14 protein-coding genes are annotated in these 15,579 nt (G+C 73.0%); 10 read left to right on the top strand and 4 right to left on the bottom strand.

The window, feature by feature from the left end:
* Positions 1–33: 33 nt before the first annotated feature.
* The 6 genes from dapA (at position 34) to ABT299_RS45225 (ending at position 8,535) form a co-directional block, all read left to right on the top strand.
* Positions 34–972 carry a 4-hydroxy-tetrahydrodipicolinate synthase gene (gene dapA / locus ABT299_RS45250; protein WP_190856253.1) on the top strand — a complete coding sequence of 313 codons (939 nt, stop codon included), beginning with the start codon at positions 34–36 and terminating at the stop codon, positions 970–972.
* Positions 969–2,654, top strand: coding sequence for a ribonuclease J (locus ABT299_RS45245; RefSeq protein WP_500254578.1), 1,686 nt, complete (start codon positions 969–971; stop codon positions 2,652–2,654). The genes dapA and ABT299_RS45245 overlap by 4 nt, the downstream gene beginning before the upstream one ends.
* Positions 2,655–2,788: 134 nt before the next feature.
* Positions 2,789–5,455 (top strand): FtsK/SpoIIIE family DNA translocase, encoded by a 2,667-nt coding sequence (locus ABT299_RS45240; RefSeq protein WP_500254577.1) that lies wholly within the window; start codon positions 2,789–2,791, stop codon positions 5,453–5,455.
* Between the two features lie 220 nt (positions 5,456–5,675).
* The gene (locus tag ABT299_RS45235) at positions 5,676–6,431 is read left to right on the top strand and encodes a RodZ domain-containing protein (RefSeq protein WP_190856250.1); all 756 of its coding nucleotides are present in this window, start codon (positions 5,676–5,678) and stop codon (positions 6,429–6,431) included.
* 95 nt (positions 6,432–6,526) lie between these two features.
* Positions 6,527–7,951, top strand: a complete 1,425-nt coding sequence (rimO, locus tag ABT299_RS45230; RefSeq protein ID WP_190856249.1) for a 30S ribosomal protein S12 methylthiotransferase RimO — start codon at positions 6,527–6,529, stop codon at positions 7,949–7,951.
* A complete protein-coding gene (locus ABT299_RS45225; protein WP_190856248.1) occupies positions 7,948–8,535 on the top strand; it encodes a CDP-alcohol phosphatidyltransferase family protein in 588 nt (195 codons plus the stop codon). The genes rimO and ABT299_RS45225 overlap by 4 nt, the downstream gene beginning before the upstream one ends.
* Positions 8,536–8,547: 12 nt before the next feature.
* Here ABT299_RS45225 and ABT299_RS45220 read toward each other — a convergent pair whose 3' ends face one another.
* Positions 8,548–9,330, bottom strand: coding sequence for an MOSC domain-containing protein (locus tag ABT299_RS45220; RefSeq protein WP_500254576.1), 783 nt, complete (start codon positions 9,328–9,330; stop codon positions 8,548–8,550).
* Between the two features lie 88 nt (positions 9,331–9,418).
* On the opposite strand from ABT299_RS45220, the gene ABT299_RS45215 reads away from it, so the two are divergent.
* The 4 genes from ABT299_RS45215 to ABT299_RS45200 all read left to right on the top strand — a co-directional run bounded on the left by ABT299_RS45215 (position 9,419) and on the right by ABT299_RS45200 (position 12,893).
* Positions 9,419–9,931: a DUF1990 domain-containing protein gene (locus tag ABT299_RS45215; RefSeq protein ID WP_500254575.1), complete on the top strand. Its 513-nt coding sequence runs from the start codon at positions 9,419–9,421 to the stop codon at positions 9,929–9,931.
* Between the two features lie 579 nt (positions 9,932–10,510).
* On the top strand, positions 10,511–11,806 hold the full coding sequence (locus ABT299_RS45210) for a CinA family nicotinamide mononucleotide deamidase-related protein (protein WP_433139326.1): 1,296 nt from the start codon (positions 10,511–10,513) through the stop codon (positions 11,804–11,806).
* A gap of 111 nt (positions 11,807–11,917) precedes the next feature.
* On the top strand, positions 11,918–12,271 hold the full coding sequence (locus tag ABT299_RS45205) for a helix-turn-helix domain-containing protein (protein WP_151538353.1): 354 nt from the start codon (positions 11,918–11,920) through the stop codon (positions 12,269–12,271).
* Positions 12,272–12,425: 154 nt separating this feature from the next.
* The gene (locus ABT299_RS45200; protein WP_190856244.1) at positions 12,426–12,893 is read left to right on the top strand and encodes a Dps family protein; all 468 of its coding nucleotides are present in this window, start codon (positions 12,426–12,428) and stop codon (positions 12,891–12,893) included.
* A 111-nt stretch (positions 12,894–13,004) separates the two neighbouring features.
* Here ABT299_RS45200 and ABT299_RS45195 read toward each other — a convergent pair whose 3' ends face one another.
* The 3 genes from ABT299_RS45195 to ABT299_RS45185 form a co-directional block, all read right to left on the bottom strand.
* A complete protein-coding gene (locus ABT299_RS45195) occupies positions 13,005–13,889 on the bottom strand; it encodes a LysR family transcriptional regulator (RefSeq protein ID WP_387031277.1) in 885 nt (294 codons plus the stop codon).
* A gap of 234 nt (positions 13,890–14,123) precedes the next feature.
* Positions 14,124–14,912, bottom strand: a complete 789-nt coding sequence (locus ABT299_RS45190) for a DNA-formamidopyrimidine glycosylase family protein (protein ID WP_190856242.1) — start codon at positions 14,910–14,912, stop codon at positions 14,124–14,126.
* Positions 14,913–14,928: 16 nt separating this feature from the next.
* On the bottom strand, positions 14,929–15,393 hold the full coding sequence (locus ABT299_RS45185) for an RrF2 family transcriptional regulator (RefSeq protein ID WP_173099665.1): 465 nt from the start codon (positions 15,391–15,393) through the stop codon (positions 14,929–14,931).
* Positions 15,394–15,579: the final 186 nt, after the last annotated feature.

Below are 15,579 nucleotides of genomic sequence, written 5' to 3'. Positions count from 1 at the left end.
CAACCCGGCGGCCGGAACGGTACCGTTCGATGCATGGCACCCAGCACATCGACCGACGCCCCGTTCGGGCGGATGCTGACCGCGATGGTCACGCCGTTCCTGCCGGACGGCGGAGTCGACTACGACGGCGCCGCGCGCCTCGCGACCCACCTGGTCGACGAGCGGCGCCACGACGGCCTGGTCGTCAACGGGACGACCGGCGAGTCGCCGACGACGAGCGACGACGAGAAGAGCACGCTTCTGCGCGCGGTCATCGAGGCGGTCGGCGACCGCGCCGTGATCGTCGCCGGTGCCGGAACCAACCACACCGAGCACACCCTGAAACTCGCGCGGCAGGCCGAGGCCGCCGGCGCGCACGGTCTGCTCGTGGTCACCCCGTACTACAACAAGCCGCCGCAGGAGGGCCTGATCCGCCACTTCACGGCGGTGGCCGACGCGACGGGCCTGCCGAACATGCTCTACGACATCCCGGGGCGCGCCGGGGTGCCGATCCAGAACGACACGCTGATCCAGCTCGCCGAGCACCCGCGGATCATCGCCGTCAAGGACGCCAAGGGCGACCTGTTCGGCGCGTCCCGGGTGATGGCGGAGACCGACCTGGTCTGGTACTCCGGCGACGACGTGCTGAACCTGCCCTGGCTGTCGGTCGGCGCCGCCGGGTTCGTCAGCGTGGTCGGCCATGTCGTGGGAACCGAACTCCATGAGATGATCGACGCATACCGCGCCGGTGAGCATGGGCGGGCGCTGGAGATCCACCGGCGGCTGCTGCCCGTGGTCACCGCGATCATGACCCGTACGCAGGGCGCCATCGCCGTCAAGGCAGCGCTGAACCTGCTGGGCCTCCCCGGGGGCGGCGCGCTGCGCGCCCCGCTGGTGGAGGCCACGCCGGAGTTCGCGGCGCGCCTGCGCGAAGACCTCACGATAGGGGGAGTCAAAGTGCCGGAGGTCGTCATTCCGGAGGTCGCCCGGTGAGTCATCCTCACCCGGAGCTCTCGGACCCGCCCGCGCCGCCCGAGGGCGGTCTGCGCATCGTCGCGCTCGGCGGGCTGGGGGAGATCGGCCGCAACATGACGGTCTACGAGTACGGCGGTCGCCTGCTCGTCGTCGACTGCGGTGTGCTCTTCCCCGAGACCGAGCAGCCCGGCATCGACCTGATACTGCCGGACTTCGAGTACATCAGGGACCGCCTCGACGACATCGAGGCCGTCGTCCTCACGCACGGGCACGAGGACCACATCGGCGCGGTCCCGTACCTGCTGCGCGAGCGCCGCGACATCCCGCTGGTCGGCTCGCGGCTCACGCTGGCCCTGCTGGAGGCCAAGCTCACCGAGCACCGCATCAAACCGGTCACCGACGTGGTGGCCGAGGGCGAGCGGCGCACGTTCGGGCCGTTCGAGTGCGAGTTCTTCGCCGTCAACCACTCGATCCCGGACGCCCTCGCGCTCGCCGTCCGCACGTCCGCCGGGCTCGTCCTGCACACCGGCGACTTCAAGATGGACCAGCTGCCGCTGGACGGCCGGCTCACCGACCTGCCCGGGTTCGCCCGGCTCGGCACCGAGGGCATCGACCTGCTGCTGTCGGACTCGACCAACGCCGAGGTCCCGGGCTTCGTCACCAGCGAGCGCAACATCGGCCCGGTCGTCGACGAGGTGTTCCGCACCGCGCAGGAGCGGCTCATCGTCGCCTGCTTCGCCTCCCACGTGCACCGCGTGCAGCAGGTGCTGGACGCGGCCGTCGCCAACGGCCGCAAGGTGTGCTTCGTCGGCCGCTCGATGGTCCGCAACATGGGCGTCGCCCGCGAACTGGGCTACCTGAACGTCCCCGAGGACGTGATGGTCGACCAGAAGGAGCTGGACGACATCCCCGGCGACCGGCTGGTGCTGGTGTGCACCGGCTCGCAGGGCGAGCCGATGTCGGCGCTGTCGCGGATGGCCAACCGCGACCACTCGATCCGCATCACCGACCGCGACACCGTGATGCTGGCGTCCTCGCTGATCCCGGGCAACGAGAACGCGGTGAACCGCGTGATCAACGGCCTCACCCGGTGGGGCGCGCGGGTCGTGCACAAGGGCAACGCGCTGGTGCACGTGTCGGGGCACGCGTCGGCGGGCGAGCTGCTGTACGTGCTGAACGTGACGAAGCCGAGCAACTTCATGCCGATCCACGGCGAGTGGCGGCACCTGCGGGCGCACGCCAAGCTCGCCGCGCTCACCGGCGTGCCGGACGACAACATCGTCATCGCCGAGGACGGCGTCGTCGTCGACCTGGTGGAGGGGCGGGCCCGGATCGTCGGCGCCGTCCCGGCCGGGTACGTGTACGTGGACGGCCTCTCGGTCGGCGAGGTCACCGAGACCTCGCTGAAGGACCGCCGGATCCTCGGCGAGGAGGGCTTCGTCTCCATCGTCGTCGGCATCGACTCGACCTCCGGCAAGCTGGTGGCCGGGCCCGAGGTGCACGCCCGCGGCGCCGGCATCGTCAACGAGGACTTCGACGAGATCATCGAGCGGATCGAGGGCGTGCTGGCCGGCGCGGCCGGCGACGCCGTGAACGACACGCACCAGATCAGCCAGCTGATCCGGCGCACGGTCGGCAAGTGGGTGAGCGACAACTACCGCCGCCGCCCCATGATCATCCCGGTGGTCGTCGAGGTGTAGCCGCCGCCCGGGACGGCCGTGCCGCGCACCGCGCGCGGCCGTCCCGGGCCGCGTCGTGCCCGCTCGTCCGGTATGGGCAACACGCCCGTTCGCCGTCCCGGGAACCCGGACGCTCCTTGGTTACTCTCATGAGCATGGCCACACGTGCGTCCGGGGGAGCGAAGACCACCTCCTCGCGTACCGGGGGCAGCGCGGCTCGCAAACCCGCAGGGCCGACCCCCCGGAAGCGAACGAACGGCAGCGCCAGGAGCGGCGGAGCGAAGGGCGGTGGAGCGAGGGGCGGGGCCAAGGGCGGCGCGGGCCGGGGATCCGGCCGGGGCCGCCCGCCGCAGAAGCCGGACCCGATCTCGCAGGCCGTCCTCGGCTTCTTCAAGCTGCTGTTCAAGCTGTACCTGCTCGCGGCGGTCGCCGTCGGCTCGATCTTCCGCGCCTACGGCGACGGCGCCCGCAACCTCGATCCCGAGCACCGGCGCGACGGGCTCGGGCTCGCGCTGCTCGGCTCGTCGATCGTGCTGGCGTCGGTGACCTGGTTCCGGCCGGACGGCGTCGTCACGATCGCGCTGGAGAAGGTCGTGCGCGGCGGCATCGGCATCGTGGCCATGGCGCTGCCGGTGGTGCTGGCGCTGCTGGCGTGGCGGACGCTGCGCCATCCCGAGCAGAACGAGGAGACCGGCCGCGTCGTCATCGGCCTGACCGCGCTCACCGTCGGGGTGCTCGGCATCCTGCACATCGCGGCGGGCATCCCGTCGCCGGCCAAGGACATGGCCGGCGTGCGCGACGCGGGCGGCGTCGTCGGCTGGCTGGTGTCGGCGCCGCTGGACGCCGCGCTCAGCGGCTGGGTGGCGGTGCCGCTGCTGCTCCTGCTGTCGGGGTTCGGACTGCTGGTCATCACCGCGACCCCGATCGCGAAGGTGCCCGAGCGGGTCGGCGACCTGTGGGCCGTCGCGACGCTGCAGGGCCGCCCGGAGCGCCCGTCCGACGCGTCGGACGAGGAGCCCGAGGCGCCGAAGAAGCGCCGCCGCAAGAAGAAGGCGGACGAGGCCGAGGACGAGCTGGAGGTCGGCGAGCACTCGCGGCCGTACGACACGCCGCTGCTGGAGGACGAGCCGAAGCGCCCGGACCGGCCGAGCCGCGACCTCGCGGACGAGCTGTTCGAGCCGGACCCGTTCGGCGGGGACGTCCCGCCGCCGGCGCCGCCGATCGACGACGTGCCCCCGCCGGCCGACCCGGTCCTGGAGGAGCCCGCGCCGCCCGAGGAGCCCGCGCACGGCGACGTCCCGGACCCGACCCCGGCGCCGCGCAGCTCCGAGCAGCTCCCGCTGTCGTCGTCCGGCGAGATCTACGTCCTGCCGGACCCGGCGGCGCTGCGGCCGGGCAGCGTGGCCAAGCCGCGCACGAAGGCCAACGACACGGTGGTCAACGCGCTCACCGGCGTGCTGGAGCAGTTCGACATCGACGCGCAGGTCACCGGGTTCACCCGGGGGCCGACGATCACCCGGTACGAGATCGAGCTCGGTCCCGCGGTGAAGGTGGAGAAGGTCACCGCGCTGACCAAGAACATCGCGTACGCGGTGAAGAGCGCGGACGTGCGGATCATCTCCCCGATCCCCGGCAAGTCGGCGATCGGGGTGGAGATCCCGAACACCGACAAGGACATCGTCAGCCTCGGCGACGTGCTGCGCTCCCCGGCGGCGACCAACGAGCACCACCCGATGGTGGTGGGGCTCGGCAAGGACGTCGAGGGCCGCACCGTGGTGGCGAACCTCGCGAAGATGCCGCACATCCTGATCGCGGGCGCGACGGGCGCGGGCAAGTCGACCTGCATCAACGGGCTGATCACGTCGGTGCTGATGCGGGCGACGCCGGACGAGGTGCGGATGATCCTGGTCGACCCGAAACGGGTCGAGCTGACCATGTACCAGGGCATTCCCCACCTGATCACCCCGATCATCACGAACCCCAAAAAGGCGGCGGAAGCCCTCGAATGGGTCGTCGGCGAAATGGACCGCCGGTACGACGACCTCGCCGCGTCCGGGTTCCGGCACATCGACGACTTCAACAAGGCGGTGAAGGCGGGCAAGCTCACCGCGCCGCCCGGCAGCGAGCGCGTCTACACCCCCTACCCCTACATGCTGGTGATCGTCGACGAGCTCGCCGACCTGATGATGGTCGCGCCGCGCGACGTCGAGGACTCGGTCGTCCGCATCACCCAGCTCGCCCGCGCCGCCGGCATCCACCTGGTGCTCGCGACGCAGCGCCCGTCCGTCGACGTCGTCACCGGCCTCATCAAGGCCAACGTGCCGTCCCGGCTGGCGTTCGCGACGTCCTCGCTGTCCGACAGCCGCGTCATCCTCGACCAGCCGGGCGCGGAGAAGCTCGTCGGGCAGGGCGACGCGCTGTTCCTGCCGATGGGCGCGAGCAAGCCCATGCGGATCCAGAACGCCTACGTGTCGGAGAAGGAGATCCACTCGGTCGTCGACCACTGCAAGGCGCAGATGGAGGCGAACTACCGGGAGGACGTCGCCGAGTCGTCCGCGCCGAAGAAGGAGATCGACGAGGAGATCGGCGACGACATGGACCTGCTCGTCCAGGCGATCGAGCTGGTGGTGTCGACGCAGTTCGGGTCCACCTCGATGCTGCAGCGCAAGCTGCGCGTCGGCTTCGCCAAGGCGGGCCGGCTGATGGACCTGATGGAGAGCCGCGACATCGTCGGGCCGAGCGAGGGGTCCAAGGCGCGCGACGTCCTCGCCAAGCCCGACGACCTGCCGGGAGTGCTCGCGGAACTGCGCGGCGGAGGTTGACCGGGCGTTCCCCCGCGGCGCACTTACCGCGGGGGAACAACGGAATGTCGGCGCGGTTACCGTCATATGGCCACCGGATACCGGGAACGGCATGGCGGAATGATGCGAAATCTTGCCCTGTTTCGAACGTGTTGGCGCTCGCCGAGCGGGCATTCCCGTTTCTAGACTGGTGTCGCATCAGCGTGGAACCAGCCGCGAACGCGCTCGAAGGAGGCCCGGCGTGAGCATCGGTGAGACCTTGGCCCAGGAGCGTCGGCAGGCGGGTCTCTCGGTGACGCAGGTCAGTCTCCAGACGCGGATCCGCGAGACGGTGATCCGCGGCATGGAGTCCGACGACTTCTCCGCCTGCGGCGGCAACTTCTACGCGCGCGGGCACATCCGCAGCGTCGCGCGGGTCATCGGCATCGATCCGGAACCGCTGGTCAGCGAGTTCGACGCCGCGCACGGCGGCGCGCCGCAGCCGGTGTCGGCGACGGCGGCGTTCGAGCCGGAGCGCCCGATCCCGTTCCGCGAGCGCCGCTCGGCGAACTGGAGCGCGGCGATGGCGCTCGCCCTCGCCGTCGTGGTGATCGCCGGGGTCGTCCAGGCGGTCCGGCACGACGGCGGGCACGAGCGGCACACCGCGCGGCAGGTCGCCGGGACGCCCTCGGCGGGCCCCGCGAAGCCGACCCCCTCCGCGCCGCCCAAGTCCACCGACCCGGTGGCGGCGGCGCCGCGCACCACGGTCGAGGTCGAGGCCGTCGCGAAGCGCACGGTCTGGATCAACGTCCGGGGCGACAAGGGCAAGGCGCTGTACTCCGGCGTGCTGCGCAGCGGCGACCAGAAGAAGTGGACCGCCAAGAAGAAGATCAGCGTGGTGATCGGCATCGGCGGCGGCGTCCGGCTCACCGTGAACGGCAAGGACATCGGCACGCCCGGGAAGGGCAAGGGCGTCCAGCGGCTCAGCTTCGACCGCAACGACCCCTCCGCCGCCTGAGGCCCCGGCCCGCCGGGCCCGCCGGTACCTGACCGCTCGGTCACCCGGGCGGGGCGGCGGTCCACGGCGCTGCCCGGGCCCATTACCTTAGGGGCATGTCGACTCGCCGCAAGGTCTCGCTCATCACCCTCGGCTGCGCCCGCAACGAGGTGGACTCCGAGGAGCTCGCCGCGCGCATCGAGGACGCCGGGTGGGACCTGGCGGACGGCGCGGACGGCGCCGACGTCGTGGTCGTCAACACCTGCGGCTTCATCGAGGCGGCCAAGAAGGACTCCATCGACACGCTGCTCGCGGCGCACGACTCCGGCGCCAAGGTCGTCGCGGCGGGCTGCATGGCCGAGCGGTACGGCCGGGAGCTGGCGGAGGCGCTGCCGGAGGCCGACGCGGTGATCGGCTTCGACGACTACCTGTCGATCGGGGACCGGCTCGACGACGTGATGGAGGGCCGGGCGCGCGAGGCGCACGCCCCGCGCGACCGCCGCACGCTGCTGCCGATCAGCCCGGTCGAGCGGTCCGCGTCCGCGGAGGGCGTCGCGATCCCCGGGCACGGCCCCGCCGGCGAGGCGGGCGACCTGCCGGACGGGGTGGCGCCCGCGTCCGGCCCGCGGGTGCTGCGGCGGCGCCTCGGCGGCGGCCCCGTGGCGCCGCTCAAGCTCGCGTCCGGCTGCGACCGGCGCTGCACGTTCTGCGCGATCCCGGCGTTCCGCGGCGCGTACGTGTCGCGGCCGCCGGCGGAGGTGCTGGAGGAGGCCCGCTGGCTCGCCGGCCACGGCGTCCGGGAACTGGTCCTCGTCAGCGAGAACTCCACGTCCTACGGCAAGGACCTCGGTGATCTGCGCGCGCTGGAGAAGCTGCTGCCCGGCCTGGCGGCGGTGGACGGCATCGAGCGCGTCCGGGTCAGCTACCTGCAGCCGGCGGAGACCCGGCCGGGGCTGATCGAGGCGATCTGCGGCACGCCCGGCGTCGCGCCCTACTTCGACCTGTCCTTCCAGCACGCCAGCGGCCCGGTGCTGCGCTCGATGCGCCGGTTCGGCGACCGCGTCCGGTTCCTGGAGCTGCTCGACCAGATCCGCGCGCAGGCCCCGGAGGCGGGCGTGCGGTCGAACTTCATCGTCGGGTTCCCCGGCGAGACCGAGGACGACTTCGAGGAGCTGGCGGAGTTCCTGTCCGCCGCGCGGCTGGACGCCGTCGGGGTGTTCGGCTACTCCGACGAGGACGGCACCGAGGCCGCGAAGCTCGACGGCAAGGTCGACCCGGACGAGATCGCCCGCCGCGTCGAGGAGCTGACGGAGCTGGCCGAGGAGCTGACCGCGCAGCGCGCCGAGGACCGCGTCGGCTCGGAGATCCACGTGCTGCTGGAGGACAAGGTGGACGACGGGTTCGAGGGCCGCGCCGCGCACCAGGCGCCCGAGGTGGACGGGACGGTGCTGGTCCGCGGCGAGGGCCTGGCCCTCGGCGAGATCGTCGCCGCCCGGGTCACCGGCAGCGAGGGCGTGGACCTCGTCGCGGACGTGTCGTGATCGCGGGCACGCCGGAGCCGGTCGCCGGGTCGCCGGACCCGCCGCCGGCGAGCGTCTACAACATCGCCAACGCGCTGACGCTGCTGCGGATCGTGCTGGTCCCGCTGTTCGTGTGGCTGCTGTTCATGGACGGCACCGGCTGGCGGATCGGCGCGTTCGCGGTGTTCGCGGCCGCCTCCGTCACCGACAAGATCGACGGCGACCTGGCCCGGGCCCGCGGCCTGGTCACCGACTTCGGCAAGATCGCCGACCCGATCGCCGACAAGGCGCTGACCGGGGCGGCGCTGGTCTGCCTGTCGGCGCTGGGCGAGCTGTGGTGGTGGGTGACCGCCGTCATCATGGTCCGCGAGATCGGCATCACGGTGATGCGGTTCGTCGTCATCCGGTACGGGGTGATCCCGGCCAGCAAGGGCGGCAAGCTGAAGACGATGCTGCAGGTCTTCGCGATCGGCTTCTACATCCTGCCCGGCCCGCTGGACTACCTGCGCTGGGTCACGATGGCCGCCGCGCTGATCGTCACCGTGGTCACCGGCGTCGACTACGTCGTCCAGGCGTGGCGCCTGCGGCGCGCTCCCCGCAGCTGACCCTCTCTCGGGTCAGGACGCGGTCAGCTCGTCGCCGACGCGGAGTGTGCCGAGCGCGCGCGGGACGCCGAGGCGTCCGAACACGATCTCGCGGTAGCCGTCGAAGCGCCCGGTGCGGTACGCGGCGAGCGCGCGCAGCGGCGCGGGGGAGCGCTCGCCCGTCTCCTGGTCGGTGTTGATGATGACGCAGCGCCCGCACGGCGCGAGCAGCTCGATCTCGGCGGCGCCGCGCAGCCGGGTCACCGCGTCCTCGCCGTAGGGGCCGAGGCCGCTCAGGACGATGTTGGGGCGGAACCGGTTCATCGGGAGCGGCCCGGACATCCGGCGGTTCAGGTCGTCGAGCGACTCCTGCGAGAGCACCGAGACCGGATAGCCGTCGGCGTACGCCAGCGTCCCGCCGCCGCGCTTCGCCGGGCGCGTCCCGGTGAAGCGGACGAGGCGGCAGGAGAGCCCGAGCGCGTCGGAGAACCAGCCGGCGGCGTCGTCCCCCTGGTCGATCCCCCGGCAGGGTCGCCGGTGCACCGTGACGTCGCGGGGCGGGCCGTCGGCCGCCTCGCAGACCAGCGGCGCGTCCGCGAGCGGCGAGGAGACGGTGAGCTTCGCCCCGTCGTAGGCCGGGTGGACCAGCGCCAGCCCGGGCACCTCCCGCTGGGACAGGTGGCGCCCGTCCGGGCGGACGAGCATGAACGCCCGGTCGTGCCGCAGCCCGTCCGGCGTCATGTCCGCCTCGGCGAGCGGGATGCCGGCCGCGCTCTTGACGGGGTACACGTTCAGCGCGGCGATGACGGCGATCATGAGGCGACGGTAGAGGGGCGCCCGCGCGGGTGGCCAGGAGAACCGGTGATACTTGACACCGATTGGTCAGTTTGGAGGCCGCACACCGATGAGCGGGCAGGACTTCACCTATCCCGAGGTCGGCGCGACATGGGACGCCGAGCGCCCGGCGGGCTACCGGCACCTGCGGGTGCGGACGCTCGTCGGCACGGGTCCGGCGGCGATGCGCAACGCCTCGGACGCGCTCATGGAGTTCTGGATGCACCGGGCGCTCCCCGTGCGCGTGCGGGCGTCGGCCCCGCGGGCCGAACCGGGCGTGAGCGTGGAGATGGGCCTCGGCCTCGGGCCGTTCCGCCTGAACGCGCCCTGCCGGGTCGTGTGGACGCGCGAGGAGGACCGCCGCGCCGGATGGGCCTACGGGACGCTGCCGGGCCATCCGCAGTCGGGGGAGGAGGCGTTCGTCGTGCATCGGGACGACGAGGACGAGGTGTGGCTGACCGTCACCTCGTTCAGCCGCCCTGCGACGGCGCTGGCGCGGCTGGCGGGCCCGCTCGGGCCGCTGGCCCAGCGGGCGTACGCGCGCCGCTGCGGGGCCGTCCTGCGGCGCCTGGCGCGCCCCTGACCGCCCGCACCCCCTGACCGCCCGCGCCCCTGCCCGACCCTGGCGGCCCGGTGACCGGGGCGCCCGGTGACCCGGAGGAGCGGAGACGAGCACGGCCGCCATGACGGGCTACGGGAGCACGCCCACCCCGGTCGTGCCCCGCAGCCCCCTTCATGGCGGCCGCACTGGCAATTATCCCCGTGAATGGGGAGTGGTCGCGACATGCCAAATGAGTTCTGACTCACAAAATGACGGCGCGGTTGGCCGATGGTGGACCGCCCGCCGCAATGGCGCAGGTCGGAGCGGTGCGACGATGCGCGCCCTGGTCGCGTTCCCACTCACGCGCAGTGTGCGGCGCCCGGCGGGTGTGTGACACAATGCATGGCTCGCTTTTTCTTCGGCCAACGAAATGCGATATGTGGGGACCGATCGGGCGAGCAGCTGTTAGTCGGTCAAAGGGGTCTTCGTCCTGATTCGGCCGCCGATGGCGGTCAACCCGGCGGCCCGCGCCGCCGTCGCCCGCGACCGCCCGCCGTCCGCGGCGCGGACCGTCGTCCCCCGCCGGTACATTCGGGTGACCGGCGACGGGGAGGCGGAGGCATGCGGGTCGAACTGCTCACCGTCGGGGACGAGCTGCTCCTCGGCGACACCATCAACGGGAACGCGGCCTGGCTCGGCCGGCGCCTCGCCGAGCACGGCGTGGACGTGACCCGCAGCGTGGTCGTCGGCGACGAGACGGACGTCATCGTCGCGGCGGTGCGGTCCGCGCTGGCCCGCGCCGACGCGGTGATCACCACCGGCGGCCTCGGCCCCACCTACGACGACCTGACCCGGGACGCGCTCGCCGAGGCGGCGGGCGTCGCGCTCGTCCGCGACTCCGCGCTGGAGCGGCGGCTGCACGAGCGGGCCGAGGCGGCGGGCCGGACGCTCCAGCCGATGGCGTTCCGCATGGCCGAGGTCCCCGAGGGCGCCGTGCTGCTGCACAACTCCGCCGGCACCGCCCCCGGCCTGCGCGTCGAGCTGGACGGCGGGATCGTCTACGCGCTGCCCGGCGTCCCGTTCGAGATGCGCACGATCATGGACGAGGTGGTGCTGCCGGAGCTGGCCGGGATCGCCGGGCTGCCCGCGGTCGCCCGCCGGACGCTGCGCACCGCCGGGATCTGGGAGTCGGTCGTCGCGACGCGGCTCGCCGAGGTCGAGGCGATGGACGGGGTGAAGCTCGCCTACCTGCCCGATCCGGCCGAGGTCAAGATCCGGATCACGGTGGCCGGCGCGGACGCCGAGGGCCGGCTCGCGGCGGTCGAGGAGCGCGTCCGCGAGCTGCTCGGCCCGGTCGTCTACGGCGTGGAGGCGGACACGCTGGACCGCGTCGTCCACCGGCTGCTCGCCGAGCGCTCGGCGACCGTCGCGGTCGCCGAGTCCTTGACCGGCGGCGGCATCGGCGCGGAGCTGACCGCGATGCCCGGTTCGTCCGCGACGTACGCGGGCGGGGTGGTGGCGTACGCGACGGAGCTGAAGCACCGCCTGCTCGGCGTCCCCGACGTCCTGCTGGCCGAGCACGGGGCCGTCCACCCGGACGTGGCCGCCGCGATGGCCGAGGGCGTCAGGGACCGGCTCGGCGCCACGTACGGGCTCGCGGTGACGGGCGTCGCGGGCCCCGAGCCGCAGGACGGCCGCCCGGTGGGAACGGTCTATATCGGCGTGACCGGACCCGGGAATACGCGCACCGTGGTCAGGCCGAAACTCCCCGTGCCCGGCACCGGGCCGGAGATCCGCCCGGTGATCCGCCGGATGACCGTCGTGCACGCGCTTGAGCTGCTCAGACGCGTCCTGCTGGGACTTGACGCCGAGGTCGAGACCGGGGACGCTCGGGAAGATCGGGAAGTTAGGGGCTGATTACAGCGTTACGTTCCGAGCGAACACGAAATCAACGGTCTGCCATGGCCACCGTCAAGCCGGGTACGGTGGAACCGGCAGATGGTCCGAACTGAGGGAGGGAGCGAGACGATGGTCCTGCTTCGCCAGCTGCTCGGTGACGTACTGCGGCAGCTGCGGCTGCGCCAGGGACGCACCCTCCGTGAGGTGTCCGCGGCCGCGCGGGTTTCCCTCGGCTACCTGTCCGAGGTCGAACGCGGGCAGAAGGAGGCCTCCTCCGAACTGCTCTCGTCGATCTGCAAGGCGCTGGGCGTTCCGCTGTCGCACGTGCTCAGGGAGGTGGCCGACTCGCTGGCCCTCGCCGAGCTGCAGCACGAGCCGGTCATGGCGGGCGCGCCCGAGCACGAGCGGATCCCCGCCGAGCGCATTCCGGAGACCCCCGAGGAGATCACCGGCGAGTTCCGCGGCGACATGGTCGCCGCCTAGTCACCGGACCGGACCGCGGTGCGAGCCGCGGCGCCGGGTTCATGCCCGACCAGGGGCCGCGGGTGTGCGCGGTCTCACGCATGGGCTCGGCATATGGGGGCAGCCTTCCCCGTTGTAGCGGACACACCGTAACGACGCGGAAGGAGCCCGAACAATGGCGGCCGTCAAGAGCCCGCTCTCGGACGAGGCACTGAAGGTCACCGGGCAGGCCCTGCAGGGCGCCCTGGTGGACCTCATCGATCTTTCGCTCGTGGCGAAGCAGGCGCACTGGAACCTGACCGGGCGCAACTTCAAGGTGGTGCACGAGCACCTGGACGAGGTCGTCGACCTCGCCCGCGCCGGCCAGGACGACGTCGCCGAGCGCGCCGTCGCGATCGGCGTGAACCCCGACGGCCGTGCCCGCACGGTCGCCGACCGCACCGAGATCCCGCAGCTGGAGGCCGGCTACCTGGCCGACGACAAGGTCGTCGCGGCGGTGACCGACGTGCTGGCGCAGATCATCGCGCGGTTCCGCGAGCGGATCGCGGCCACCGACGAGCCGGACCCCGTCACGCAGGACCTGCTCATCGGCATCGCGGCCCAGCTGGAGAAGCAGCACTGGATGTTCCAGGCGCAGACCTGATCGCCATAGAACGCGGATCCCCCGCGCCGCCGCGATCCTCGGCGCGGACCCGGATCCGGACGGAAAGGCCCGGCCCCTCTCCTGGGGCCGGGCCTTTCCGCGTCCCAGGGGTCAGATGCGGAGGTGCGCCAGGACGGTGTCGGCGAACTCGATGGCGAGCGGGCTCAGCGCGTCCCAGCGCCGGGCCGCCCATCCCGCCGTGAGCGGCGGCAGGTCCGGGATCGGGATCAGCCGCACCTCGCCCCGGCCGCCGTCCCAGCCGGGCAGCGCCGGCACGATCGCGTGGCCGAGGCCGAGCTCGGCGAGCAGCAGCGCGGTGTCCCAGTCGGCGACGCTGGTCGTGGACGTCAGCCGGACCCCGTGCCGTTCGAGGTGCGTTTCCAGATGGACGCGGGACGTCGAGTGCGCGGGCAGTTCGATGTGCCGGATGCCCGCCAGGTCGTCGAGGCCGATGGAGTCGCGGCGGGCCAGCGGGTCGTCGACGTGCACGGCGAGCGTCCACGGCAGCTCGCAGGACGCCCGCTGCTCGACGCCCTCCAGCGGCGGGCCGATCGTCACCCACGCGAGGTCGGCGGTGTGCGCCCGCACCGCCTCCAGGCAGCGGCGGCTGGACCCGGCGGTCTCGAACTGCAGCGCCGCCTCCGGATGGCGGGCCCGGAACGCGGCCACGCCGGCGGCCATGAAGTGCCGGACGGTGGTGGCGCCCGTCGCGATCCGGACCGTCCCGCCGACGCCGCGGCGCAGGTCATCCAGGTGCCGCAGCGCCGCGTCGATCCCGGCGATGCCCTCGGTGGCGGCCTGGTGCAGGATCCGGCCGGCGCGGGTGGGCAGCACCCCGCGCGGGCGCCGCTCCAGCAGCACCAGCCCGGTCTCCCGTTCGAGCCGCTTGACGTGCTGGCTGACCGCGGACTGGCTGCACGACAGGTCGCGCGCGACGGCGCTCAGGTTGCCGGCCGCGCAGACGGCGACGAACACGCGGAGGTCGTCGAGGGTCACCCGCCCCAAGGTAGACCTGGGAGATCGATAAGAAAACCCGAGAATTGACTTGGAACGATCGCAATCGGAGGATGCTTCTGCGGGCGCAGGATCCGGCGACCCGCTTCCGGCGGCGACCCGTCCGCGACCTCGAGGCGCTGGACGGGCGCCGACCGCATCCGGACGGGCTGCGGGAACGCGGCCCGTCCGGAGGTCTCCGGCGGCGCAGCCCGCCGCGCGTCGGGACGGCTCGTCCTAGCGGGCCGGCTGGCAGCGGGGGCACCAGAACGCGGTCCGGTCCCCGACGTCGGAGGGCTGGGGAGCGCGCTCCACGCGGGTGCCGCAGCGGCGGCAGGGGCGCCCGGCGCGCCCGTACACCCAGTGCTCCCGGCCGCGCCCCAGATCTCCCGTGGTGACGTGGCCGTGCCGCGCCTTGTTGGCGTCCAGGAGCCTGTGAGCGAGCTCCACGAGGGCGGGCAGGTCGGGGACGTCGGACACGGGCGTCCAGGGGTGTACGCCCCGCAGGAACAGGACCTCGGCCTTGTAGACGTTGCCGATTCCCGCGAGGCGGGTCTGGTCCAGCAGCGCCTCGCCGATCGCGCGGGACGGCTGCTCCTCCAGCCGCGCGACGGCCTGCGCGGCGAGGCCGCCGTCCCAGCCCGGGTCGAGGAGGTCGGGGCCGAGGTGGCCGACGGCCGCGTCCTCCTCGGCGGTGCGCAGCAGCTCGACCAGGCCGAGCGACTGGCCGACCGCCTGCCGCTCGGTGTTCGCCAGCACGACGCGGACCCGGTGGTCGCGCGGCATCGGACCGGCGGGCCGGATCTGCCAGCGGCCCTCCATGAGCAGGTGGCTGTGGATCGTCAGGCCGCCCTCGACGCGGATGAGCAGGTGCTTGCCCCGCGACACGACCTCCAGGACCGTCCGGCCGCGCAGGTCGGCGGTGGCGAGGCGCGGCACCCGGAACTGGGCGCGGGTCAGCGGCCGCCCGGCGAGCGCCTCGTGCAGGCGCCGGGCGGTCAGCCAGACGACGTCGCCTTCCGGCACGGTGCAGACCCCGCCGCTAGATCAGCGAGGGGCTCTCCCAGGCGGACGGGTCCTCGGTGAGCTTGCGGACGCCCTCGGGCAGCTCGCCGGCGGCGATGTGGGCGAGGGTCACCCGCTCGAGGATGGCCCGCTCGCTGGCGCGCAGGGCGATCCACACCTCCTGGAGCGACCGGGCGGGGCCCTCGTAGCCGACGTGCTCGGGGCGCTCGCCCCGGACGCCGAGCAGCGGGCCGTCGATGGCGCGGATGATGTCGGCGAGGGCGATCTGCTCGGCCGGGCGCGCCAGCCAGTAGCCCCCCTCGGGGCCGCGCTGGCTGCGGACGAGCCCGGAACGGCGCAGCTGGCCGAGGATGTTCTCGAGGAATTTGGGCGGAATCTGCTGGGCCTCCGCGAGCTGGACCGCGGTCACCGGGTGACTCCCGGCCACCGCCAGCTCCGCGGCGGCACGCAACGCGTAGTCGACCCTGGCGGACAATCGCATGTAGGTATTATCCCTTGCCGATCGGACTGGTCTGGCTTACCCGCCGATCCGGGGCCCTGAACAGGGCGGCGCGCCCGCCGGCGCGGGGCCTCGGACGGGTGTGGCGCGCCCGCCGGTACCGGGCCTTTTCGGTCCGACAGGAACACCATCACCTCGTCGCCGAGCAGGCGGATCGCCACGAAGAAG

It is taken from the genome of Spirillospora sp. NPDC000708, assembly GCF_040299565.1.
Lineage (GTDB): Bacteria > Actinomycetota > Actinomycetes > Streptosporangiales > Streptosporangiaceae > Spirillospora.
Note: the sequence above shows the minus strand (reverse complement) of the source record. Positions and strands in the feature narration are given on the sequence as shown.

Bases quoted from the DNA above. Each gene is read 5' to 3' on its own strand.
- dapA (WP_190856253.1), top strand. From the start codon at position 34: ATGGCACCCAGCACATCGACCGACGCCCCGTTCGGGCGGATGCTGACC.
- ABT299_RS45240 (WP_500254577.1), top strand. From the start codon at position 2,789: ATGGCCACACGTGCGTCCGGGGGAGCGAAGACCACCTCCTCGCGTACC.
- rimO (WP_190856249.1), top strand. From the start codon at position 6,527: ATGTCGACTCGCCGCAAGGTCTCGCTCATCACCCTCGGCTGCGCCCGC.
- ABT299_RS45220 (WP_500254576.1), bottom strand. From the start codon at position 9,330: ATGATCGCCGTCATCGCCGCGCTGAACGTGTACCCCGTCAAGAGCGCG.
- ABT299_RS45215 (WP_500254575.1), top strand. From the start codon at position 9,419: ATGAGCGGGCAGGACTTCACCTATCCCGAGGTCGGCGCGACATGGGAC.
- ABT299_RS45210 (WP_433139326.1), top strand. From the start codon at position 10,511: ATGCGGGTCGAACTGCTCACCGTCGGGGACGAGCTGCTCCTCGGCGAC.
- ABT299_RS45205 (WP_151538353.1), top strand. From the start codon at position 11,918: ATGGTCCTGCTTCGCCAGCTGCTCGGTGACGTACTGCGGCAGCTGCGG.
- ABT299_RS45200 (WP_190856244.1), top strand. From the start codon at position 12,426: ATGGCGGCCGTCAAGAGCCCGCTCTCGGACGAGGCACTGAAGGTCACC.
- ABT299_RS45185 (WP_173099665.1), bottom strand. From the start codon at position 15,393: ATGCGATTGTCCGCCAGGGTCGACTACGCGTTGCGTGCCGCCGCGGAG.